The sequence below is a fragment of the Exiguobacterium mexicanum genome, from assembly GCF_005960665.1.
GTDB lineage: Bacteria > Bacillota > Bacilli > Exiguobacteriales > Exiguobacteriaceae > Exiguobacterium > Exiguobacterium mexicanum_A.
This window is the reverse complement of sequence record NZ_CP040676.1, coordinates 1,131,196-1,154,182: the sequence shown is the minus strand read 5'-3', so window position 1 is coordinate 1,154,182 and position 22,987 is coordinate 1,131,196. Positions and strand designations below refer to the sequence as shown.

The following is a 22,987-nucleotide window of genomic DNA, read 5'->3' as shown; positions in this document are numbered from 1 at the left end:
ATAAGCGAAGCGAAGACGATACACAAGTTTTTTGCGAACGTTTATTCGCCTTTTTTCATTTGTTGCAGGAGCGCCCACATTCCGTCTTTCGTAGCCCGGGCTTGAATGACATGCCGCTCTTGATGTGGATAGTTGCGTTCAATCACGTCAATCCCGGCCGGTGACCGGATACCGATAAACACTTTGCCGACCGGTTGACCCGAACTTGAAGTCGGGCCGGCCTCGCCGGTGAACGCCAGTCCATAATCCGTCCCGGTCTGACGCGTCAGACCGAGGACCATTTCAAAGGCGACTTCTTTTGAGACGACCGAGTGTGACTCAATTGTATCAAGGGACACCCCTAAAAACCTATTTTTTAGCTCGTCAGAGTACGTGACGACCCCGCCCTTGAACACCGAGGACGCCCCCGGGACGGCCGTGAGCATCGCTTGGGCTTGACCACCCGTAAGCGACTCGGCAATCGACAGCGTCGCCTTGCGCGCTTGCAACTCTCGAATCAAATGGGTAGCGAGCGTCTCCTCATCGGAACCAAAGTAATACCGGCCGACCCGATTTAAAATGTCCCGTTTGACCCGGTCGACCATTTGCCGCGCCTCGGATTCCGTCTCGGCCCGAGCACTGATCCGAAGCCGTGCCTCGCCTGACTCGGCATACGGGGCGACCGTCGGATTGGCACCGGTCGTTAAATCGACCACCGCCTCATCTAACGCGGACTCGCCGATTTCATAAAACCGAAGCGACTCGGAATGAATCGTCGCACCCGTGAACTTGTTCGGGAACGTCGACTCGACAATCGCTTTCATTTCCCACGGTACGCCAGGCAGTAAGAGCCATGTCGTCTCCCCTTCAATCCACATGCCGGGCGCAAGACCGACCGGGTTGTCAAGTACTTCGGACCCGGATAAGATGTCGGCCTGACGAGCATCTCCTTCGTTCATCGTCCGTCCGCGCGAGGCGACAAAACGACGAATTGTCTCGAGCGAGGCCTCGTCACGGACGAGTGGGCGGCCGAGCACGTCGGCAAGCGTCGTCTTCGTGATATCATCGGCCGTCGGGCCAAGTCCGCCAGTGACGATAACGAGCTCGCTACGGGACTTCGCTTCTTCGAGCGTCGCTTTCAGGCGCTCCCTGTTATCCCCGACGACTACATGATACAGGACGGACAGTCCGTATTTCGACAGCTGTTCTGACAAGTAACGGGCGTTCGTGTTGGTGATTTCCCCTAAGAGCAGTTCAGAGCCTACCGCAATGATTTCGGTCCGTTTCATCCGAATTCCTCCCCCCAAATAAAAAAACGAGCTGTTCGGCCAAGCTGAACAACTCGTCTGTGCCGACGGTTACATCGACTTTACAATGATCTTGTAATTTTGTGCAAAATATTCGGCCCCTGAGTAAATCGTCAAGACGAGCGCGAGCCACATGGCCCATTCACCGAACGGGATGCCGACATAGCTGAAAATCGGATTACCGAACAACAGGAAGATGATGGCAAAGAGTTGGACCCATGTCTTCGCTTTGCCCGACTTCCCGGCCGCGACGACGATGCCTTCATCGGCAGCCACAAGACGTAGCCCCGTCACCGCGAATTCACGCGATAGGATGACGACGACGACCCAAGCCGCGACGAGGTCCATCTCGACGAGCAGGACAAGTGCCGCCGTGACGAGTAGTTTGTCAGCGAGCGGATCCATGAACTTCCCGAAGTTGGTGACCAAGTTGTGCTTGCGGGCGAGATGTCCGTCAAGCCAGTCAGTGATAGCGGCAATCGTAAACACGACGCCGGCGATGAATTGTTGGAGCGGAACGTCCGCTCCGAGGAAAGCGATGTCTCCCCAATCAAAATCTACGGCGAGCAAGACGACGAAAACAGGGATGAGCAACACCCGTAACATCGTCAAGCGGTTAGGTAGGTTCATCGAGAACTCCTCCTCTAGAAGGAGAGTCAACTTATTCTGCGTCGACTCTCTTTACAAATATATTTTGTGTGACCGGCGAGTCGGCTAATTCAAGCTCCCGGCCATTGACAACAATTTTCTCGACCCCACCGATCAAGCCGATGCGGATGCGAAGCGTATCCGTCTCCGCGTCCTCGATGACAATCGGGTTCTGTTTCGATTGGTTCGGATATTCCGGCGCGAGGAACGGTCCTTCGAGTGATGTGTCTCGGACGCCGACATACGTCGCCGGCGATTCTTTCACATGGATCTCCGTCGTCAACTTATCGGCTGTCGCAATCTCGTACGTGAGATCAGCTCCGCTCGTCGACGCGACCGCAATCGGCCCCGTCTCTTCAGCAGGCTCTTCTTCGACCGGCTCTTCCTCGACCGGTTCTTCTTCAACCGGTTCCTCTTTCGGGACATCCTTATTTTGGTCAATCGTCACACCCGAGTTCGACGGCTCGGCCGGTGACGCGTTTTGATCACCAAAATCAAGGTTTCGGACGACGTAATAGACGGCCGTCATCAAGAGGAAGGCGACGAGCACGAGCATAACTTTTGGTACCCAACGCGACACACGGCTCGACGTTTCCGAGGCTTTCGAGTAGGTTTGTTTTCGCGACAATTGAACGGTCGGCTGCGGCTCGATTTTCGGCAAGTCTTTCGCATACGTCTCGTACAGTTCATCGACATCAAGCCCTAACGATTCCGCGTACGTTTTGATGAACGCCCGTGCATAGAACGAGCCAGGGAGATTTTTGTAATCACCTTCCTCGATCGCGATGATATAGCGTTTTTGAATCTTCGTCGTCTGCTGGATTTGGTCGAGCGTCAAACCGCTCGCCTCACGCCTTTGTTTCAAAAAAGTCCCTAGTTCTGTCACAGGGGTCCACACCTTCCATTCAAGTAGTTATTCAAACCATTCTGCCTCACGATGTGTCTCTTGAGGAATAATGATCTCCTCATCTTGTGAGTTCCGTAGTTCGATGATGTAATCAAAGTCCTCGAACACACAGTCGGTGTTGCGCACATAAAGATCTGGGTGCTCGATGACTTTGACAGACGGAAGTCGCATGACTTCGCGAATCAATTGCCGATGGCGTTCATCCATCGTCCGCGTCGAGACGGCACCGTCGATGATGTAGACGTGGTCTCCTTCGCGTTCTTCCTCGAACAGCGAAGTCCGCACCGTCTGCTTCATGAGCGTCGAGGACAGGAATAGCCAGCGCTTGTTCGCACAGACGCTCGCTGCCACAATCGACTCGGTCTTTCCGACACGCGGGTTGCCGCGCACGCCGATCAACAAATGCCGCTCTTCTTTCATCAGTTCGGCGACGAAATCGACGAGGACACCCAGGTCCTCACGCACGAAACGAAACGTCTTCTTGTCATCGTTATCGTGCTCGATGTAACGTCCGTGTCGAATTGCGATCCGGTCCCGGAGTTTCGGGCGCCGGAGCTTGATGACGACGATAGCTTCCATCTTGCGCAAAATATGTTCCAGACGATGGACGTGATCGGCCGCCGGTGCCTTTAACAGCATGCCGCGGCGCTGTAGATCGACGCCGTTGATCGTCACGATTGAGATTTGAAGCATCCCCATCAGTGAGGCGATATCCCCGAGGATACCGGGTCGATTTTGGCAAAGTTCATATTCGAGATACCATTCTTCGAACTTATGATCCATCTCGTCCATCCTTTCTGATGTGTGCTCGCTACCTTGTTCATTCTAAATTATTTTAGAAGAATTGAAAAGAACTCGTTTCAACCGAGCCAACAAAGTTTCACACCCAACCGCCGTCGATCCGAAGCACGGTGCCGGTCATGTATGCGGCTGCCGGAGAGCAGAGGAAGCGGATTGTCTCCGCTACTTCCCCTGGGCCTCCTAACCGGCCGAGCGGAATCTCATCCCGAACGTCTTGTTTCGTCTCTTCTACCGTATCATTCATCGGGGTGTCAATCCACCCCGGCGTGACCGCGTTGATGCGGACGTGAAACGGTCCGGCCTCACGCGCGAACGCCTTGACGAATCCAAGCTGGGCGGCCTTGACCGTTGAATAGAGGACTTCTCCGGCCGCACCGACCTCGCCCCAGACACTCGAGACGACGACGATGTCGAGCGGGCGGTCATACGGTTTCAGCCCGACAACGTGCTGGACGAGACGGACCATCGAGCGGACATGTATGCGATACAGCCGGTCGAGCTCGAAGAGTGACTGATCGACGAGCAGACCGTAGGCATGATTACCGGCGACATAGATGAGGCGGTCGACCGGTCCGAGCGTCTCGAGCCAAGCTTCGAGTCCTGCCTCATCGTCGAGGTCACACGTGACGACGTCGGCCGTCAACTGTTCGTGTGAAACGAACGCACGAAGCGACTCCGTTTGCGAATGCGCCTGCAAAATGAGTGCATCGTCTCGAAACGCTAGCGCGACGGCACGGCCAATCGCTCCGCTCGCTCCCGTGATGAGCGTCGTCACGGTTTCTTGACGACACAGACCGTCCGATGATCGGCTTGGAACAGACGGTCGTACGCCGCATACAGGTCGTCAAGCGTGATCGTATCGAGCAAGTCCGGGATGTCGAACATGTTGCCGCCGCTGAGCGCGTAGCGTGAGAACTGGTTGGCGATAAACTCTGGTGAGTTGAGCGCCTTCAAAAACTGTCCTTTCATCATGCGCTTCTTGCGATCGAGTGTCTCGCCGCCGAGTTCGAGCGGACGCTCGAGAGCGGACGTGATCCGGTCGACGAACGGCTCGACGTGCGGCGTCTCCATTGACAGGACGGCGAAGGCGAACGTCTCTTCTGACGTATAGTCGAACGAGAACGCGTCATCAATCAATCCTTCGGCATACAGTTCCGCATAGAGCGGTGCCGTCGTATCGAACAAGGCGTGCATGAGAAGTTCGACGATGAGCTCTTGCTTCATGCCCTCTTTGCCGGAGCGTGGCGTATCTTTATAGCCGATCATCACTTTCGGGACCGAGACATCCATCTCGATGACCCGTTCCGTCATATGGACCGTCTCGGGCTCCTCGACCACCTCACGCGCCGTCAATAGCGGCTCATCAAACGTCTTCGCCGCCTGATTGGCGGTAATCTCGGCAAGGACAGCGTCAGGGTCGATATTGCCGACGACGAACAGCACCATATTGCTCGGATGGTAAAACGCCTCGTGACAGCGATATAAATCGTCGGCCGTGATGGCGCTAATCGATTCGATCGTGCCGGCGATATCGATTTTGACCGGATGTTCGGCATACATCGCCTCAATCAAACCGAAGTAGAGGCGCCAGCCCGGATTGTCCTGATACATTTGAATCTCTTGGCCGATGATCCCTTTCTCTTTCTCGACCGAGGCCTCCGTGAAGTACGGCGTTTGGACAAAGTCGATTAACGTCTTCAAGTTCTCACTGACGTTCGACGTCGCACCGAACAAGTATGCCGTCCGGGTGAACGACGTGAACGCGTTCGCCGACGCGCCGAGGCGTCCGAACTGTTGGAACACGTCGCCGTCTTCTTTCTCGAACATCTTATGCTCAAGGAAATGGGCGATCCCGTCTGGCACGTCGACCCAATCTTCCGTTTTAAAGCGACGGTCGATCGAACCATATCTCGTCGTGAACGTGGCATACGTCTTCTCATAACCGGTCTTCTTCAATAAATAGACCGTCAATCCGTTCTCGAGGACGGTGTGATGGAGCGTTTCTCCGACGTTTGGAAAATCGAGTTTCATACAGTTCCCCCCTTTAAACAATAGACAGCCTGTAAATCCAGGCCCTTAGCGAGCGCGGCCACATCATCCCGCGAGGTCCGCTCGATGATGGCCATCTCTTCCTCGAGCGAGAACGGACGGATGTCCGAGCCGCTCATCCAAGCGATCAATTGGCGCGGGTTATCCCCGAGTTGACGACGTTGATGGTACAGCATCGCTTTCGTCTGTTCGAGTGTCTCGTCCTCGAAAGTCCCGGCCTGGAGGTCGGCGAGTTGGTCGGCGATGATTGCCTCGGTCTTCGCCTGGTTCGAGGCATCGATCCCGGCATAGACGAATAACATCCGGCTGAGTGAGCTGTACTGCGAGGCGGCATAGTAGGCCAAACTCTCTTTCTCCCGGACGTTCATGAACAGTTTCGAGTGCGGGAAGCCGCCGAACAGGCCGTTGACGACTTGCATCCGGACAGCGTCTTCACTGCGCGGGTCGACGTCGACTTGATAGGCGAGGTGCAATTTGCTCTGATTGATCGTTTGATGTTCCTCGAGACGCTGAAACTCACGGTCGACCGGCTGTGGATACTCACGGACGAGTCGTTCCCCGAGCCCTTCGAGCGGCGCGAACGCGGCAGTCACTTGCTCACGACTCACGTCGCCGACGACGTAGACGTCGACACGATCGTGACGGATCATCGAGGTATAGGCATCAAAGAGCGTCTTAGGCGTCACGTGCTCCAACTGTTCGAGTGTACCGAGCGACTGGATGGCGAGTTCGCCGCCGAGCAGTTCTTGAAGACGTTGCTGGGCGAAGCGCATCTTGTCATCGTATACCGATTCGATGCGCTGACGCTGGAGACGGGCCTCCTGTTCGACGATGAGCGGTTGGAACGCCCCGTCATAGGCGTTCGGACGAAGGAGTACTTCTTCGAGCAGCTTGATCGCCTCACTGAGCACCGGTTCGCCGACGAGCGCATCGCTCACGACTTCGAGTTGGAACTGGATGACATGTTCTTTGCCGACTTTCGACGCTCCGGCGTAAAGGCTCGCGTCATATAATTGTTCGAGCGGCGTATGAAACAGTTCGATCGACGGATAGGCTTCGGTCGCTTTCTCCATCACATACGGCAGTAAAGCCCGGTCGGCAATCGTCTCAGCCGACAGTGGGGCCGCAAATGAGACGAGGCATGTCGTCGTTTTAAATTTTTGGGTCGGGTAGACCGAATAATGCAGTCGTTGTTGGAATTGTTCGATTCCTTTCATAAGTTGATCTACTCCTTTTTCTTTTTCGTTTTGAACACGTCCGCACCGCGGGCGTATTCTTGATCGGGAACTCCGGCCACGACATTGGCGTAACGGGCCGCGGTGAACAAATAGTCGCTCAGCCGGTTATAGTACGGGAGCTGACGAGCGGCGGCGTCGACGTTGACGAGCTCTCGCTCGACACGGCGACAGACGGTACGTGAGACGTGCAGGCTCGCCGCACCGACACTGCCACCCGGCAAGATGAAGCGGACGAGCTCCGGACATTTCGGTTCAAGTTCGTCAATCCACGTCTCGAGCTCGGTGACGATTGTCAAATCGACTTGTTGTGGCGGCGTCTCAGTATACATGAGCTCGGAACCGAGATCGAATAGATCATGTTGAATCTTCGTCAGCTGGGACCGGAGCGTCTCGTCTGTCTGATGGACGAGCGCGAGACCGATCTGACTGTTCAATTCATCTAACAGCCCCATCGCCTGGATGTGCGGATGAATCTTTAAGACACGTCCGCCGATGAGTGATGTTTCCCCTTTGTCCCCGCCTCGTGTGTACAGTTTCATGTCATTTCCTCCTTGATGCCACAAATGGTGACCCATAGGAGTCACCATTGTCGTTATGCGTGCGGTTGTGTGTACGGAAGATGAATCGTGAACGTTGTTCCTTCCCCGTGCGTGCTCGAGACGTCGACCGTGCCTTGATGGGCATCGATGACGTTTTTGACGATGGCGAGACCGATGCCGGTACCCGTCTTGCCGCCGCTCGTCCGCGCTTTATCCGCTTTGTAGAACCGTTCGAACACGAACGGCAAATCTTCTTTCGGGATACCGCTGCCCGTATCCGACAAACGGATCACGAAGCCGGCCTCCTCTTCACTCGCCTCGAGCCGGATTGATCCCGACTCGGTATGGGCGATGGCATTGCCGATCAAGTTCGTGAACACTTGTTCCAATCGGTCCCCGTCCGCCTCGATGGCATGACGCGGGGCCTCCGTTGACAGCGTAATGCCTTTTTCGTTCGCCATTTGGTTGAATTTGCGCATGACGCGCGGAAGGAATTCACCGAGGTCGAACGTCGTGAACTGCATCGTCTCTTTGCCTGACTCGATTCGTGCCAGGTCGAGCAAATCGTTGACGAGACGGGCCAATCGAAGCGATTCATCGTAGATGATGGAAGCGAACTCTTTCGTCGCGTCATCACTTTCGGTCATGCCGTCGATAATCGCCTCGGAATACCCTTGAAGCGTCACGAGCGGTGTGCGTAGCTCGTGGCTGACGTTGGCAACAAAATCGGTTCGCATCTTGTCAAGACGATGGCTCTCGGTCGTGTCACGGATGACGACAACCGCACCTTCAAAATCGTCCTCGCCGAGAAGCGGTGTCACCGTCAACGTATAATAATGATCGTCTTGTTTCACTTCGATCGTCTTCTCCGGTGCCCCGGCAACGACGTCCTCATAGAGAGACAGGACGACTTCATGCGGCTGTTCGTCGATGAGGAGCGGTTGGGCTTGCGGGTTCGTGACGATGACGTTCGCATGACGATCGAGCGTGATGACCCCGTCGGCCATCGATCGTAAAATCGAGGCGAGTTGGAGCCGTTCTCGATCGAGCGCATTCACGTATGTCGACAGTTGGCTGCTCATCGCATTGAACGACCCGGCCAACTCCCCAATCTCATCGTTCGACTTCTGGACGAGACGGAGGTCGAATTGTCCTTCTCCTGTCTTATTGACCGCGTCACGCATCTCGCGGAGCGGTGCCGTAATCCGAGTCGATAAGAAGAAGGCAAATACGGTCGTGACGATGATGGCCGACGCGACCGTCCAAAAGATGATCGTCCGGGCCCCTTCGTTCGCACTCGAGATCGCGTCGAGCGGTTCGATCAAATAGAGCGTGTATTCCCCTGTCTCGAGTGAGAATGTCGTCCGATACGCGAGTGCCGCCTGATCGTCAAATGACGAAAAGTTTCCAATCGCGGTCTCCCCGACTGCCTGATACGTTTCCCAATCCTGACGGCCGAGCTCCGTCATGAGACCGTCGACTTCCGTTCCAAAGTTCGAACGGACCGTCCCGTTCTCTAATATATAGTTCGCACCGTACACTTCAATGATTTGGTCGACCGTCCGTGACGCGTCCCCTTCTTGAAGCAACACCGACTGGACCTGCCCGCCGAGCTTGGCCAAGTGGCCGCGTTCCTGGTCGATATGGAACGAGTTGAAAAACTCGAGCATCAACACAGAGACGATGAACAAGATGAGACTGACCAATACGAGAATCGTCAACCATAGTTTTGTGACGATGCTATTCCGGCGAATCATCACTCACTGACGACTTCGAACTTGTACCCGACACCCCATACCGTCGTGATCATTTGCGCGGCTTTTGGAGAGACCCGGTTCAACTTCTCCCGGAGTCGTTTCACGTGTGTGTCGACCGTTCGAAGGTCTCCAAAGAATTCATAGTTCCAAACTTCTTTCAACAGTTGCTCCCGTGAAAATACTTTGTCGACTTGTTTGGCCAAGAAGAACAAGAGCTCATACTCTTTCGGCGTGAGCGCGATTTCTTCTCCGTCGACCGTGACGCGGTGCGCATCGTTGTCGATCGTCAAATGCGCGAAGACGATCAAGTCTTTTGATTTTTCGGCCGTACGCAAATATTTCGTCGAGCCCGAGCGGCGAAGGAGTGCCTTGACGCGCAAGACGACCTCACGCGGACTGAACGGTTTGACGATATAATCGTCCGCTCCGACTTCGAAACCTTGGACACGATCGACTTCTTCGCCTTTCGCCGTCAGCATGATGACCGGTGTCGCCTTCGATTTCCGAAGCTCGGTACATACTTCGACCCCGTCCATTTTCGGCATCATCAAATCAAGCAGGATGACATCAAAATTGTGCTCAAGGGCGAGCTGAAGCGCCTCTTCCCCGTTCGTCGCTTCGACGATCACATATTGTTCCCGTTCCAAATACATTTTTAATAGGCGGCGAATTCTTTCCTCGTCGTCGACCACTAAAATTTTAGTTTTATTAGCCATCCACTAAACCTCCTAAAGAACCATTACAAGATGTAGCGAATGTTGCACAATTGTGAACATTTCGCTCTCTTTCATAACTATACCACTCTATTATTTGGCTTCACAACGGTCAGTTGACAGCGGCGTAAAAAAAGAAGCCACCGAAGTGACTTCTTTTTTTACGCATATGAGTGCAAACCTGCGATGACGAGGTTGACGAACACCAAGTTGAACATGATGACGGCGAAGCCGCCGACACATAACCAAGCGGCTTTTGTTCCCGTCCAACCACGTTGGATGCGCATATGCAAATAGTAGATATAGATGAGCATCGTGATGAGCGCCCACACTTCTTTCGGGTCCCAGCCCCAGAAACGGTTCCAGGCGATTTGTGCCCAAATCATCGCGAAGATGAGTCCACCGAGGATGAACACCGGCAAGCCGATGGCGATCGACCGGTAACTGATCTCGTCGGCGAGATCAAGGTCGACTTTTTTCGCGAGCGGTTGAAGCGCCTCGGCAATCCGTTTTCGCAAGATGACGAAACGAAGCAGTACATAAATCACGACGCCGGCGATGACCGACCAAATGAGCGTGTTCAACTTCAATGTATTGATGAACGTCGGTAACTCAAGTGACAGTCCGCCCGAACCAGAGAGAAGCTGAGCCCCTTCCGGCACGAACAACATCGGCATGAAGTATTCATACGACTCTTGTGTCCCGCGGTCGTTCGTGAACTCGACCACGCCACCGGCACCGATCGCCTTGAAGAGCATCGAGACGAGAATGAAGCCGAGCGTGCACATGAGGACGAACATCGTAATCTCAAGCCACGTTCGTGACTTCGACTGTTCCCGCATCGACGTCTCATTCAATAAGAAAATGAGACCTGAGGCGAAGCTGATGGCGAGAATTCCTTGGCCGAGCGCGGCCGTCGTGACGTGAATTTTCAACCAGACACTGTTCAAGGCCGGGATAAGCGGTGCCACTTCGCTCGAGAACATCGAAGCGAAAGCGATGACGAGAAGCGCCACCGGCATGGCGAACAAGCCAAGCACGTCATTTTTATAAATCCCGTACACGACGAGGAACCCGAACACCATCATCATGCCGAAGAACGTCGTGTATTCGTACAGGTTCGATACCGGTGCATAACCGACCCCGACCCAACGTAAAATAAAATATGTCATTTGAGCGATGAAGCCGATGACGGCCAAAATGAACGCATATTTGCCGTAGGCGATACGGTTGACGTTTCGGCCTTTGCGCATCCCGCTGACCGCGATCGTGAATAACACGGTCGCGACAGCGTAAAGGATGAACGCGATAAAGAGCAAACGACTGCTCCACTGAATCCACTCCATTATGATTCCCCTCTTTCATTGGTTGAGTTGTCGTCCGTCTTTTTTTCAAACCGTGCCTGATCTTCCCAGATCGGCAGGCCATTTTTCTCTAGGAGCGGTGTGATTTCGCGATTGAGCGAGGACGGGTTCTTGTTGGTGAAACCAGCGACGAGCACGTCCGTCTCATTGTGTCGGCGAATCCAGATACGACGGTGCGGCCAATACATCCCCATGACAATTCCAATCATGAAGATGACTCCACCGACAATCAAAATCGGATACGTCGAGTCACTCTTGACGCGTAGACCACTCGTACTTGCCATCTCCGTACCAGCGAACTGGAACACATAGCGATTATCTTCATCGGCCACGTTTAAACGAATTCCAATCAAATTCGATTCCGTCGTGCCGTCTGGTGTGTCAATCGCCATGAAGAAGGCCGGGTTGAGTGCCCGTGGCGATTTCGTGTTCGGTTGGCCGTCCTTGACCTCAAAGTCAGGATACAGGTCGTTCAGTTTGACCGTGACGTCTCCGAGGTCATACGTCGTCTCCGGGTTCGTCAAATCGACCGTGAACGGTCCATACACATCACCTGTCTCTTTATCGGCAACGTTAAAGGACATCGACAAGAATTCCAGGCGACTCGAATACTGTTCTTGATACACTTCGTACTTTTCAAACTTGAACGGGTGGTTCACTTTCGTCGAACCGGTATCGACTTCCTCGAGTTGCGGCGATCCGTCCTCGTTCGTCCCGGTCTTCTTGAACAGCGTCAATTCCGTCTCATAGTTTTTCGGGACTGCGCCCGCTTTCTCGATCGCCTTGGCAAATTTCGCATCTTCCGCGTTATTTTCCGGATCATATATCTCTAAGATGAACTGATCGTTGCGAAGATAATATTCATCATCCGTCGCTTCGAGCGGAACCGTATCGCCTTCGCGCACCCATTCGAGCGTATCCGTATGGAATGCCGGGAAAACGCGAAGCATCGCCCCGATGAAGAAGATGACGAGCCCAATGTGATTGACGTATGGACCCCAGCGACCGAATCGATATTTCTCGGCGAGTAAGGCATCCCCATCACGCTTCACTTGATAACGCTTGGCTTTTAAAGCCTCTCCGAACGCATCGATTTGCTCGTCCGTCCCTTTTCCCTCACCAATCAAACGTTGTCCGCGCATGAAGCGATCGGTACGTCGGACCGGTTGAAATTTCAACGCTTTATACAGCGGGAAAAATCGATCAATCGATACAACGATGAGCGATAACGTCAGCATCACGATCAACGTGATGTACCACCACGATGTATAGAGGTTGTGGAATCCTAGCGTGTAGTAAATCGTACCCGGTGTCCCGTACTCGTCCGTGTAATACTGGTTCGCCGGCAACTGTTGCGGAATATACATCTCTTGCGGGAAAATCGTTCCGATCGCCGACCCGACGATGATAAGCCCGATGAGCCATAGACCGACCTTGACCGATGCAAAAAAGCTCCACACCCGGTCAATCCATGACCGTGGACGACGCTTCGATCGTAAATCGGCGCCGTCGTATTTCATATCTAGCATTTGTGCGCCCCCCGTTCGCTTACAATGACTTCTCGGCCAACTCCATCAGTTTCTCTTTCGTGAGTTCACCTTCGTACTTTTCAATCACTTTGCCGTCGGCATCGATGACGAACGTGACCGGCAAGTTATAAATCCCGTACGCCTTCTCGACTTCGCTGCGCGTGTCCATCAAAATCGGATAGTCGAGCTTGACGCCGAGGCCGTTCACGAAATTATCGACCCGAAGCGGTGTCTCGCCGACGTTGACCGCCCAAAAATCGACGCCCATGTCTTGGAGTGCGGCATAGTTATCCTGGACGACCGGCATCTCTTTCTCACACGGTTCACAGAATGTGCCCCAGAAGTTCAAGAGCAACCCTTTACCGTCGTATGTGTCACGCTCGACCATCGTCGTCCCGTCAAGACTGACGAGCTTGAAGTTCGGCGCATCGTCACCGGCCTCGATACGTCCGTCGTTGCCGGCTTGTTCAAACAATTGCATGATAACGACCGCTCCTGCGAACAGGACCATCGTCATAATCATGAGCCGCCAAAATGACCGTTTTTTCTTATGGGCCATCGCCTGGTTCATGCGATCACCCGACTTTGTTTCTTTCGTCATGAGTTCACACCATCCTTTAGTTGTTATTGTACTGAAAAAACACCAAAAACGCACATTAACAGACTTTTTTCATCTTTTTGTCACACAATCTCCACAAAATAAAAAATCATCCTATCTCAGGACGATTTTTTAGTTGTTATTTTTTCTTTTTCTTGCCCCGTTGTACGGGTGGTACGGTCGGGTTGGCAAGCTCACGTAGCTTCGATACTTCCTTGCGTGACAGTTCACGCCATTCGCCCGTCGTGAGACCGTCGAGCGTCAAGAAACCGAACTGTTCGCGTTTCAGTTTGATGACTTCTGAACCGACTGCTTCGAGCATGCGACGGATTTGACGGTTATGGCCTTCCGAGATGACGATTTCTAAGATGGCCGAGTTTTTCTTATGGTCGACCGTCTTCATCTTCACTTGGGCGCTACCCGTCTTGTAGCCGTCATCGAGTTCGACACCCGACTCGAGTTGTTTAATCGCGATATACGAAGGAATGTTCTTCACTTTCGCGACATAACGTTTTGGGATCTTGAACTTCGGATGGGTCATCATATTCGAGAACTCACCGTCATTCGTTAAAATGATGAGTCCCGTCGTGTTATAGTCGAGACGTCCAACCGGGAAGACACGCGATCCAGGCGGTACGAGATCGGTGATGACTTTCCGTCCTTTATCGTCTTCGACCGTCGAGACGTAACCGCTCGGCTTGTAGAGCACATAATAAACATGCTCTTCTTGTTCGATTTTCACACCGTCGACCTCGACTTCAGACTTTGGACCGACTTTCGTACCGAGTTCGCGCACGACTTTCCCGTTGACGCGCACCCGTCCATCTAAAATCATTTCTTCGGCTTTACGCCGTGAGGCGACACCTGCTTGGGCAATCACTTTTTGTAAACGTTCCATTTATTCATTCTCCAATCTATCTTGCGTAATCGCAGACGGCTGGCCGAAGAACAAATCGCCTTCGTCCGAGAGCTCGTCTTCAAACGTTAATGGGGGCAATTCATCGAGTGAATTGAATCCAAAATGGTCCAGGAAATGTTCGGTCGTCCGGTATAACTTGGCCCGGCCGATTGTCTTGGCCCGGCCGGCCGCTTCAATCAATCCTTTAGACAACAGCGTATGGATGACACGTTCGACTTTAACGCCCCGGACTTCCTCGATATCAGCCCGGGTGACCGGTTGCTTGTACGCGATGATGACGAGCGTCTCCATCGCGGCACGTGATAACGCCTGTTCGGCCATCGTGCCGACGTAGCGTTGAATGTACTCCGACACTTCAGGAATCGTCACGAGCTTATACACGCCCGCGGATTCAATCAGTTGGAACGGACGACCCGAATCTTTGAACGATGCTTCTAGTTTGCTCAACTGTTCGCGTGCAGCGGCTTCCGAAATGTCGAGCGTGTCCGCGAGGGCCCGCACTTCCATTCCTTCTTCGCCGACGACGAACAATAGACTCTCAATAATCGTTTCATAAGACAGCAACGGCTTCATCCCTTTCCTTTGACGATTCGACGAACGAGATTTGAATGTCTCGCTCTTCCTGTTTAGTCGTAACGACGCGCAACTTGATCAATTCGAGTAGCGCCATGAACGTGACGACAAGGTCCGACACATCGGGACGTTCCTCAAAAAACGAGAAGAACGATGTTGTCCGCTTTGCCGAGACGTGATCGTGCAACCGTGTCATCTGTTCTTCAAGCGTCCGTTCTTCACGTTTGATCGTCTTTTTGCGACGCTCTTTCCACCGCTTGCGTTCGACCATTTTCGAATAGGCGTGTAATAAGTCCGCAAAGTTGAGTGGACCGTCATACGGCTGGACGAGGTCGGACATGTAGCGCGTCAAATCCTCACCGGGACGGCTATACAGTTCGAGGCGAGACTCTTCTTGCTCGCGCATGAATACGACCGCTTCTTTATACGCCTTATATTCAATCAACTGTCGAATCAACCCTTCTCGGGTCGGTTCTTCCCCAAAGTCGGGAATGTCATCTTCTTCAACTGGAACCGGTGGCAACAGTTGCTTGCTCTTCAATTGGAGCAACGTCGCCGCCATGACCAAATATTCACTGGCCACATCGAGTTCAAATTTTTGCATCGTCCGGATATAGGCGACATACTGATCCGTGACCTCGGAGACAGAGATGTCTGCGATGTCGAGCTCCATTTTTCCAATCAAGTGGAGCAACAGGTCAAGCGGGCCTTCGAACGTATCGATTTTGACGTTGTACGCTTCCATAGAGACACCTGCCATTTACATTTTTGCGCTTTAGTATAACATGTTTTGTAGTACCGTGACCACGAAAGGAGAAATTTGATGTCGACGCCTTTTATCCAGTATACGCTCTTATTTGAATGTCATGCCGATTATTTCGAGTGCCACGAAGTGCTTGAAGAAGCATGGCAGGACGGGGGGCGAGAGGATCTCGGTTACGCTGCCTTGATTCAATACGCCGTTGCCCACTACCATGCCCGTCGCGGTAACACGCCCGGTGCAAAAAAGAGTATCGCAGCGTTACAGCAGAAGCTCACGTTGGCCGTGACCGAACTCGAAGCCCTCGGAATCGATACCGCGACGTTTGCCCGTGACTTGGAGCGTTGGCCGCTCCCGGAGGCGCTTCCGCTCAATGAAGCGACACGACAACGCATCGAGCGTTTGAAGCCCGCCTTCGAACCGACCACTTTGACGTTTGACGAGCTCGTCCATAAACATATGTATCGAGACCGGACACCCGTCGTCACCGAACGGCTCCGGGCGCTTGAGGCACGTAAAAAAGCTAGGCGCTGAGCCTAGCTTTTTTTAAATGACGACTTGGTTCCATTTATCGAGCAAGTCACCGGTTTTGCCTTGACCGACAAGCGTCAAGTCGAGCGGCAATAAGTTCCGGGTCTCATCGAGCAATTCGTAAGAACGCTTCTCGCCGCGGAACGACGGAGACAGCGCGATATGATGGATGAACATCGTCGTCTCTTGTTGCTCCATCCCGATGATCCCGACGAAGTCTTCCCCGACTCTCCACAGATAGAGGAATTTGGCAGGGTCTTCTTCGTAGGACCGGACGAGTTCGAGCAAGGCGAGCGGAGATTTGTCGCTACATGAGAACGCGAGCAAGCCCATCGCCGTCTTTTCGTACGATTGTTTGTATTTCACCAGCATTGCTGGTTTCACCACCTTTAGTCATTCATGTTTCACTAAGTGAACACGTGAGAGACATGGCTCATTGTGCCATAACGTTCAGGCAGAAATCAATTCTCGTCCCAAACTTTAACTTCGGCCATCTTCGTGCCTTGACGAAGTTTGACCGCGTGCTCAAGGCCAGACGTCACTTTTCCGAAGACCGTGTGGACACCGTCGAGATGTGGTTGTGGCTCATGGACGATGAAGAACTGTGACGAGCCCGTGTTGCGTCCGGCGTGTGCCATTGAAAGCGAACCCGCTTCATGTTTGTATGGGAACGATGTCGATGTCTCACATGGGATCGTCTTGCCTGAACCACCCATGCCTGTCCCGTCTGGGCAACCGCCTTGGCTGACGAAACCTGGGATGACCCGGTGGAACGTCAAACCGTTATAGAAGCCGCTGTTCGCGAGCTCCTCGAAGTTGTCGACCGTGATCGGTGCCGCATCGTGGAACAAGTCGAATTCGATCATTTCGCCGTTCTCTAATTTCATAGATCCTTTTTTCATGAAAAGTTACCCCTTTATGTTCATATTGTCATTCTCACTCACACATTGCCCATTCTATCAAAAAAAACCGTCTGTCTCCACTATTTTGTGGAAACAGACGTTCTGACTTGCCGCTTACTGGATGACAGCGTGGACGAGTGGACGCGCCGTCGGCTCTGTCGCACCGATCGTGTACGCGTGGTCCATCCGCTCGAGCGCAGATGTCATGTCTTCTTTGTTCGAACGGAGCACGGCGATCACGTCACCGGCCTCGACCTTGTCACCGACTTTCTTCTCGAGCGTGATACCGGCCGCGAAGTCGAGCTGATCATCTTTTGTCGCCCGACCTGCGCCGAGGAGCATCGCTGCCACACCGACTTCGTCAGCGATAATCGACTCGACGTAACCTGCTTGTTTCGCGACGAACGTCGTCTCATACTTCGCTTGCGGAAGTTTCGACAAGTCATCGACGAGCGACGCGTCGCCACCTTGTGCCGCTACGAACTGACGGAACACTTCGAGGGCATGACCGTCGGCCATCCGTTTCTCAAGGTCAGCGTACGCTTCCTCGAACGTCTGATAGAACTCGCCGAGTACCGCCATATGACCGGCAATCGTGAGGGCAATCGTCTTCAAGTCAGTCACGTCTTTGCCCGAGAGGACTTCAATCGCTTCTTTCACTTCATTGGCGTTCCCGATTTCGAAACCGAGCGGCTGATCCATATCCGTGATGACGGCGACCGTCTTACGGCCGACGTTCTTACCGATGGCGACCATCTCTTCAGCGAGCGCTTTCGCGTCGTCGAACGACTTCATGAACGCGCCTGAACCCGTCTTGACGTCGAGGACGATGCTGTCGGCACCGGCCGCGATTTTCTTCGACATGATCGAGCTCGCGATGAGCGGGATTGAATCGACCGTCGCCGTCACGTCACGGAGTGCGTAAAGACGTTTGTCGGCAGGCGTCAAGTTGCCCGTCTGACCGATGATTGACATCTTGATATCGTTTACTTGCTTCGTGAACTGTTCTTCCGTCAACTCGACGTTGAAGCCAGGGAACGATTCAAGCTTATCGATCGTCCCGCCCGTGTGGCCGAGACCGCGACCGCTCATCTTCGCGACCGGAATCCCGATTGACGCGACGAGCGGAGCGACGATTAAGCTGATTTTGTCACCGACGCCGCCAGTCGAGTGTTTATCAACTTTTTTACCTTGAATGTTCGACAAATCGATGACGTCACCAGACTTGACCATCTCCATCGTCAAGGCCGCCGTCTCTTTCTCTGTCATGCCGTTAAAGTAAATCGCCATCGAAAGGGCCGACATCTGATAATCAGGAATCGTCTCGTTCGTGAAGCCTTCGATGATGAAGCGAATCTCCTCTTCGTTCAATTCGCCACCGTTACGTTTTTTCAAAATCAAATCGACCATGCGCATAAGTTTCGTCCTCCTAATTGGGTAGTGGTTACATGCTTTGAATCGTGCCGCGTACGAGTGAAAGGAAGTCTTGGCGGACGCGTTCTGTCGTCTCGATGACTTCTTCATGGTTGAGCGGTTGATCTAAAATCCCGGCTGCCATGTTCGATACGCACGAGATGCCGAGCACTCGCATATCTGAGTGACGGGCCACGATGACTTCAGGCACCGTCGACATGCCGACAACGTCGCCTCCGAGCAGGCGAGCCATCTTCACTTCGGCCGGTGTCTCATACGTCGGACCCGTGTTCCCGAAGTAGACGCCTTTTTGAACAGAAAGTCCAAGTTTTGTGGCGACGCCTTCCGTCAATGTGACGAGCTCCTTATCGTACGCTTCTGACATGTCCGGGAAACGTGTTCCGAAGTCGCTCGCGTTCTTACCGATGAGTGGGCTCGTACCGAAGAAGTTGATGTGATCCGTAATGATCATCAAGTCCCCCGGGTTGAACGACTCGTTGCAAGCACCAGCCGCATTCGTGACGATGAGCGTTTCGACACCGATCAATTTGAGGACGCGGACCGGGAACGTCACTTGTTCCATTGAGTAGCCTTCATAGAAGTGGAACCGTCCTTGCATCGCGACGACGCGTTTTCCTTCGAGGTCCCCGAAGACGAGTTGGCCGGCGTGGCCTTCGACGGTCGATACCGGGAAGTGCGGGATATCCTCATAAGGGATTTTCACCGCGTTCTCGATTTCATCCGCGAGGACGCCGAGACCTGAGCCGAGAATGAGTCCGATTTCTGGTGTTCCGTTCATGCGTTCCTGTAAAAATGCCTTTGTTTCGTTCCAATTTACCATGAGTAATGCCTCCTCAAATTTCGTTTAAGAAACTCTTTCCGTGTGCTGGTGCATCGACGTCGAAGTTATCGGCCACTGTGGCGCCGATATCGGCGAACGTTCCGCGGATGCCGAGGTCGACCGCTGTCGAACCGTGATGATGGACGATGAGCGGCACATATTCACGCGTATGGTCCGTTCCCGGTGCCGTCGGGTCGTTCCCGTGGTCGGCCGTAATGATGAGCAAGTCGTCTTCACGCAACTTCTCCATTACTTCCGGTAGACGGGCGTCATACTCTTCAAGCGCGATCGCATAGCCTTCTGGGTCACGGCGGTGACCGAAGAGCGCATCGAAGTCGACGAGGTTCAAGAAGCAGAGACCTTCGAACTCTTCATCGAGCGATTCGACGAGTTTGTCCATGCCATCCATGTTCGATTTTGTCCGAATCGCTTTCGTGACACCTTCGCCGTCATAGATGTCGCTGATTTTCCCGAGAGCGATCACATCTTTCCCTGCCGTCTCGAGCGTGTTCATGACCGTCTTGCCGAACGGCTTGAGCGCATAGTCGTGACGATTAGATGTCCGGACCCACGCGCCAGGCGTTCCGAGGAACGGTCGGGCGATGATGCGGCCGAGCATGTACGGGTCTTCGCGCGTGATTTCACGGGCGTATTCGCAGATGCGGTACAACTCGTCGAGCGGGACGACTTCTTCGTGCGCCGCGATTTGGAGCACCGAGTCAGCTGATGTATAGACGATCAAGGCACCTGTTTTGACATGCTCTTCGCCGAGCTCATCCAAGATCTCTGTCCCTGATGCCGGTTTGTTGCCGATGATGTCACGGCCGCTGAACTCTTTGAGCCGGTCGATCAAATCGTCCGGGAATTCTTCGAACACGCGGAAAGGCGTATCGATATGAAGGCCCATGATCTCCCAGTGGCCAGTCATCGTGTCTTTCCCGGCCGAGATTTCTTCCATGCGTCCGTAGGCGCTCGGTGTCGTCGACACTTCGATGCCGTCAATCGGCTTGATGTTCGACAGCCCGAGGCGGCCCATGTTCGGCATGTTCAACCCACCGTGTTCACGAGCGATATGCCCGAGCGTGTCTGAACCGACGTCTCCGAACTGGTCGGCATCTGGGGCTTCCCCAATCCCGACCGAGTCCATGACGACCAAGAAAATACGTTTAAATTTCTTCACAAAAAGTTCCTCCTTTAGTGTCTTTACGCACGCGGATGATGTTTTCGATAGACATCGTGGAGTCGTGCCTTATTGACATGTGTGTAGATTTGAGTCGTGGAGAGATCGGCATGCCCAAGCATCTGTTGGATGGCCCGAAGATCGGCCCCGTTCTCGAGCAAGTGTGTCGCGAACGAATGACGGAGCACGTGTGGCGTGATCTCTTTTTGGATGCCGGCCTCTTTGGCCCGTCGTTTGATCATCTTCCAGAACCCTTGACGGCTGAGCCTTCCGCCGCGCCCGTTCAAGAACAACGCCTCGGTCTCCCGACCGCCGAGCCCGTTACGGGCCTGTTGGATATAGCGTTCGACAAAACCTTGGGCGACAGACGACACCGGGATGATCCGGGCGCTCTCGCCTTTGCCTTCACACTGTAGATACCCCAATTCGAACTGTAAATCATCCAAATCAAGCCCAAGAAGTTCGCTGACGCGCATGCCCGTTCCGTAGAGCAGTTCGAGCATGGCCCGATCGCGGAGCGCGAGCGGGTCTGACGTCGGCACACTGTCGAGCAACCGTTCAACTTCATCTTGAGACCACGTGTCTGGCAGATGCCGTTCCGCTTTCGGCGTCTCCAAATAAAGTGCCGGGTCAGTCGTTGCACCACCTGTCATCTTCAAATGATGATGGAACGTCCGAATCGAACTGACGGCCCGTCGGAGTGATGAAGCAGCCCGACCGGCTTGCGATAACTCTTCCATATGTTTGACGATGTGTGCCCGCGTGACTTCATTCCATTCTGTCACCCCGAGTTGGGTAAGTGTCGATAAGTACTGGGTCAAATCGCTCGCATAGGCTTGTCTCGTGTTCGTGGACATTCGTTTCTCAACCGTCATATACTGCAAAAATAACTCGACTTGCGAACGCATGACATCCCCCTCCTTCCTCGCTACACCTGAATACGCTTACATCATATCACTTATGTAAACCGTTGTGAAGACGTCTGACCTCATTTTTTTTAAAGCTTTTTTGTGACAGGAATTGGTGAGGTTTTCACGCCGCTTTTCTCATGTCGAGTTTACCAAGCCTGTCCGGATTTGATACACTCCACACGACGAATGCTCGAATTCCAGGCAGCGGTCATGAAGCTGACCACCCAGCATACGACAACAATTCCAAGGGGGGTATTCCATGAAGATTGAACACGTCGCCCTCTGGGTGAACGAGCTTGAACAGATGCGCCGTTTTTATGAGACGTATCTCGGGGCAACCGCGAACGAGAAGTATATCAACGAACGCAAACAGTTCGAATCCTATTTTCTGACGTTCCCAAACAGTTCATGCCGCTTCGAGTTGATGCGCCGTCCGGACATTGAAGACGCTTCGCGTGAGACGCTCGGCTATGCGCATATCGCGTTCGCACTCGGCAGCAAAGAAGCGGTCGACAGCTTGACGCGACGACTCGAGACCGACGGCTACCCACTCGTCGATGGCCCACGCACGACTGGGGACGGTTATTATGAGAGCGTCCTGCTCGACCCCGAACAAAACAAACTCGAATTGACGATTTAAGGAGACGCGACGATGATCCAAGCGATTCTACTAGACCTTGACGGGACGTTGTTGAACGATCAAAAAATGATCTCGCCGCGCACGAAACAGATACTTCTCGATTTGCAGGCGAACGGCGTCAAAGTGGTGCTCACTTCCGGACGTCCGAAGCGAGGAATCGACCCTTTCGCCGAAGAGCTCATGCTCCATAAAAATGGGGGACTCATCGTCTCCTCGAACGGGGCATGTGTGACCGATGCCAGAACGAACGAGACGCTGTTCGAACAGGCCATCAATCAGGACGACGCGATTGCCATCTTGGATCATTTGACCGGATTCGACGTCATCCCGATGATCAATGACGAGACGTATATGTACGTTAATGACGTCTTCAGCGGCATGCTCGAGTTAAATGGTAAGCCGTTCAATATCATCGAGTATGAGTCGCGCGGCGGACGATTCCAATTGCGGGAAGAGCCGCGACTCGCCGACGCCATCACCTTCCCGATCTATAAAATCCTCGTCGCCGGACAGCCGGACTATCTACAGGCCCATGCCGCCTCGCTCGCCGGACCGTTCACGGACCGCGTGACGGGCATGTTCACGGCAGCCATGTACTATGAGTTCACGGATCTCGGAATCGACAAGGCCCGGGCACTCGATCACGTGTTCCGGGAGATTGGGATTGACCGCGAGCACGTCATCGCGTTCGGGGACGGCCATAACGACCGCTCCATCATCGAGTATGCCGGCATCGGGGTCGCGATGGACAACGCCGTCGAAGACATCAAGGCTATTGCGAACGAAATCACGCTGTCGAACAATCGCGATGGCATCGCCACCGGCTTGTCCCGTTATTTGACGATGTGACGACATACAAAAGACAGGCAGCCTTTAAGAGGCTGCCTG

25 protein-coding genes are annotated in these 22,987 nt (G+C 53.6%); 3 read left to right on the top strand and 22 right to left on the bottom strand.

Annotation, left to right across the window (positions count from 1 at the left end; all coding sequences use genetic code 11):
• Positions 1–41: 41 nt before the first annotated feature.
• The 16 genes from FED52_RS06355 to FED52_RS06280 form a co-directional block, all read right to left on the bottom strand.
• Positions 42–1,268, bottom strand: coding sequence for a competence/damage-inducible protein A (locus tag FED52_RS06355; protein ID WP_138859325.1), 1,227 nt, complete (start codon positions 1,266–1,268; stop codon positions 42–44).
• A 69-nt stretch (positions 1,269–1,337) separates the two neighbouring features.
• Complete coding sequence (pgsA, locus tag FED52_RS06350) at positions 1,338–1,916, bottom strand: CDP-diacylglycerol--glycerol-3-phosphate 3-phosphatidyltransferase (RefSeq protein WP_138859324.1); 579 nt, start codon at positions 1,914–1,916, stop codon at positions 1,338–1,340.
• Between the two features lie 31 nt (positions 1,917–1,947).
• Positions 1,948–2,820, bottom strand: coding sequence for a helix-turn-helix domain-containing protein (locus FED52_RS06345; protein ID WP_034777825.1), 873 nt, complete (start codon positions 2,818–2,820; stop codon positions 1,948–1,950).
• Positions 2,821–2,847: 27 nt separating this feature from the next.
• Positions 2,848–3,624 (bottom strand): YmfK family protein, encoded by a 777-nt coding sequence (locus tag FED52_RS06340; protein ID WP_034777827.1) that lies wholly within the window; start codon positions 3,622–3,624, stop codon positions 2,848–2,850.
• 97 nt (positions 3,625–3,721) lie between these two features.
• Positions 3,722–4,417, bottom strand: coding sequence for an elongation factor P 5-aminopentanone reductase (gene ymfI, locus FED52_RS06335; RefSeq protein WP_138859323.1), 696 nt, complete (start codon positions 4,415–4,417; stop codon positions 3,722–3,724).
• The gene (gene yfmH, locus FED52_RS06330) at positions 4,414–5,673 is read right to left on the bottom strand and encodes an EF-P 5-aminopentanol modification-associated protein YfmH (protein ID WP_138859322.1); all 1,260 of its coding nucleotides are present in this window, start codon (positions 5,671–5,673) and stop codon (positions 4,414–4,416) included. The genes ymfI and yfmH overlap by 4 nt, the downstream gene beginning before the upstream one ends.
• Positions 5,670–6,908, bottom strand: a complete 1,239-nt coding sequence (yfmF, locus tag FED52_RS06325; protein WP_138859321.1) for an EF-P 5-aminopentanol modification-associated protein YfmF — start codon at positions 6,906–6,908, stop codon at positions 5,670–5,672. Before yfmF ends, yfmH begins: the two co-directional genes overlap by 4 nt.
• A gap of 8 nt (positions 6,909–6,916) precedes the next feature.
• Entirely contained in the window at positions 6,917–7,468 is a 552-nt protein-coding gene (locus FED52_RS06320; protein ID WP_029595332.1) for a cob(I)yrinic acid a,c-diamide adenosyltransferase, read from the bottom strand.
• Between the two features lie 53 nt (positions 7,469–7,521).
• Positions 7,522–9,225, bottom strand: coding sequence for a sensor histidine kinase (locus FED52_RS06315; protein WP_029595331.1), 1,704 nt, complete (start codon positions 9,223–9,225; stop codon positions 7,522–7,524).
• Positions 9,225–9,941, bottom strand: a complete 717-nt coding sequence (locus FED52_RS06310) for a response regulator transcription factor (RefSeq protein WP_029595330.1) — start codon at positions 9,939–9,941, stop codon at positions 9,225–9,227. The genes FED52_RS06315 and FED52_RS06310 overlap by 1 nt, the downstream gene beginning before the upstream one ends.
• Positions 9,942–10,099: 158 nt before the next feature.
• Positions 10,100–11,284, bottom strand: coding sequence for a c-type cytochrome biogenesis protein CcsB (gene ccsB / locus FED52_RS06305; protein WP_029595329.1), 1,185 nt, complete (start codon positions 11,282–11,284; stop codon positions 10,100–10,102).
• On the bottom strand, positions 11,284–12,831 hold the full coding sequence (resB, locus tag FED52_RS06300; protein ID WP_232819540.1) for a cytochrome c biogenesis protein ResB: 1,548 nt from the start codon (positions 12,829–12,831) through the stop codon (positions 11,284–11,286). The genes ccsB and resB overlap by 1 nt, the downstream gene beginning before the upstream one ends.
• A 19-nt stretch (positions 12,832–12,850) precedes the next feature.
• Positions 12,851–13,432 (bottom strand): redoxin domain-containing protein, encoded by a 582-nt coding sequence (locus FED52_RS06295; RefSeq protein WP_029595327.1) that lies wholly within the window; start codon positions 13,430–13,432, stop codon positions 12,851–12,853.
• Between the two features lie 136 nt (positions 13,433–13,568).
• Complete coding sequence (locus tag FED52_RS06290) at positions 13,569–14,327, bottom strand: pseudouridine synthase (RefSeq protein ID WP_029595326.1); 759 nt, start codon at positions 14,325–14,327, stop codon at positions 13,569–13,571.
• Complete coding sequence (gene scpB / locus FED52_RS06285) at positions 14,328–14,921, bottom strand: SMC-Scp complex subunit ScpB (protein WP_029595325.1); 594 nt, start codon at positions 14,919–14,921, stop codon at positions 14,328–14,330.
• Positions 14,899–15,666, bottom strand: coding sequence for a segregation and condensation protein A (locus tag FED52_RS06280; protein ID WP_029595324.1), 768 nt, complete (start codon positions 15,664–15,666; stop codon positions 14,899–14,901). Before FED52_RS06280 ends, scpB begins: the two co-directional genes overlap by 23 nt.
• 78 nt (positions 15,667–15,744) lie before the next feature.
• Between FED52_RS06280 and FED52_RS06275 the strand changes: the two genes are divergently transcribed.
• Entirely contained in the window at positions 15,745–16,215 is a 471-nt protein-coding gene (locus tag FED52_RS06275) for a DUF309 domain-containing protein (protein ID WP_029595323.1), read from the top strand.
• Positions 16,216–16,227: 12 nt separating this feature from the next.
• Here FED52_RS06275 and FED52_RS06270 read toward each other — a convergent pair whose 3' ends face one another.
• The 6 genes from FED52_RS06270 to xerD form a co-directional block, all read right to left on the bottom strand.
• Positions 16,228–16,584: a GNAT family N-acetyltransferase gene (locus FED52_RS06270; RefSeq protein WP_034777852.1), complete on the bottom strand. Its 357-nt coding sequence runs from the start codon at positions 16,582–16,584 to the stop codon at positions 16,228–16,230.
• An 89-nt stretch (positions 16,585–16,673) separates the two neighbouring features.
• Positions 16,674–17,114 carry a peptidylprolyl isomerase gene (locus FED52_RS06265; RefSeq protein WP_029334855.1) on the bottom strand — a complete coding sequence of 147 codons (441 nt, stop codon included), beginning with the start codon at positions 17,112–17,114 and terminating at the stop codon, positions 16,674–16,676.
• Positions 17,115–17,228: 114 nt separating this feature from the next.
• Positions 17,229–18,530: a pyrimidine-nucleoside phosphorylase gene (locus FED52_RS06260; protein ID WP_131471226.1), complete on the bottom strand. Its 1,302-nt coding sequence runs from the start codon at positions 18,528–18,530 to the stop codon at positions 17,229–17,231.
• Positions 18,531–18,558: 28 nt separating this feature from the next.
• Positions 18,559–19,368, bottom strand: a complete 810-nt coding sequence (locus FED52_RS06255; RefSeq protein WP_034777854.1) for a purine-nucleoside phosphorylase — start codon at positions 19,366–19,368, stop codon at positions 18,559–18,561.
• A gap of 13 nt (positions 19,369–19,381) precedes the next feature.
• Complete coding sequence (gene deoB, locus FED52_RS06250) at positions 19,382–20,548, bottom strand: phosphopentomutase (RefSeq protein ID WP_131471227.1); 1,167 nt, start codon at positions 20,546–20,548, stop codon at positions 19,382–19,384.
• A gap of 23 nt (positions 20,549–20,571) precedes the next feature.
• Positions 20,572–21,456: a site-specific tyrosine recombinase XerD gene (xerD, locus tag FED52_RS06245; RefSeq protein ID WP_114166052.1), complete on the bottom strand. Its 885-nt coding sequence runs from the start codon at positions 21,454–21,456 to the stop codon at positions 20,572–20,574.
• Between the two features lie 262 nt (positions 21,457–21,718).
• Between xerD and FED52_RS06240 the strand changes: the two genes are divergently transcribed.
• Both FED52_RS06240 and FED52_RS06235 read left to right on the top strand, forming a co-directional pair.
• Positions 21,719–22,099, top strand: coding sequence for a VOC family protein (locus FED52_RS06240; protein ID WP_138859320.1), 381 nt, complete (start codon positions 21,719–21,721; stop codon positions 22,097–22,099).
• Positions 22,100–22,111: 12 nt separating this feature from the next.
• A complete protein-coding gene (locus FED52_RS06235) occupies positions 22,112–22,948 on the top strand; it encodes a Cof-type HAD-IIB family hydrolase (RefSeq protein ID WP_138859319.1) in 837 nt (278 codons plus the stop codon).
• Positions 22,949–22,987: the final 39 nt, after the last annotated feature.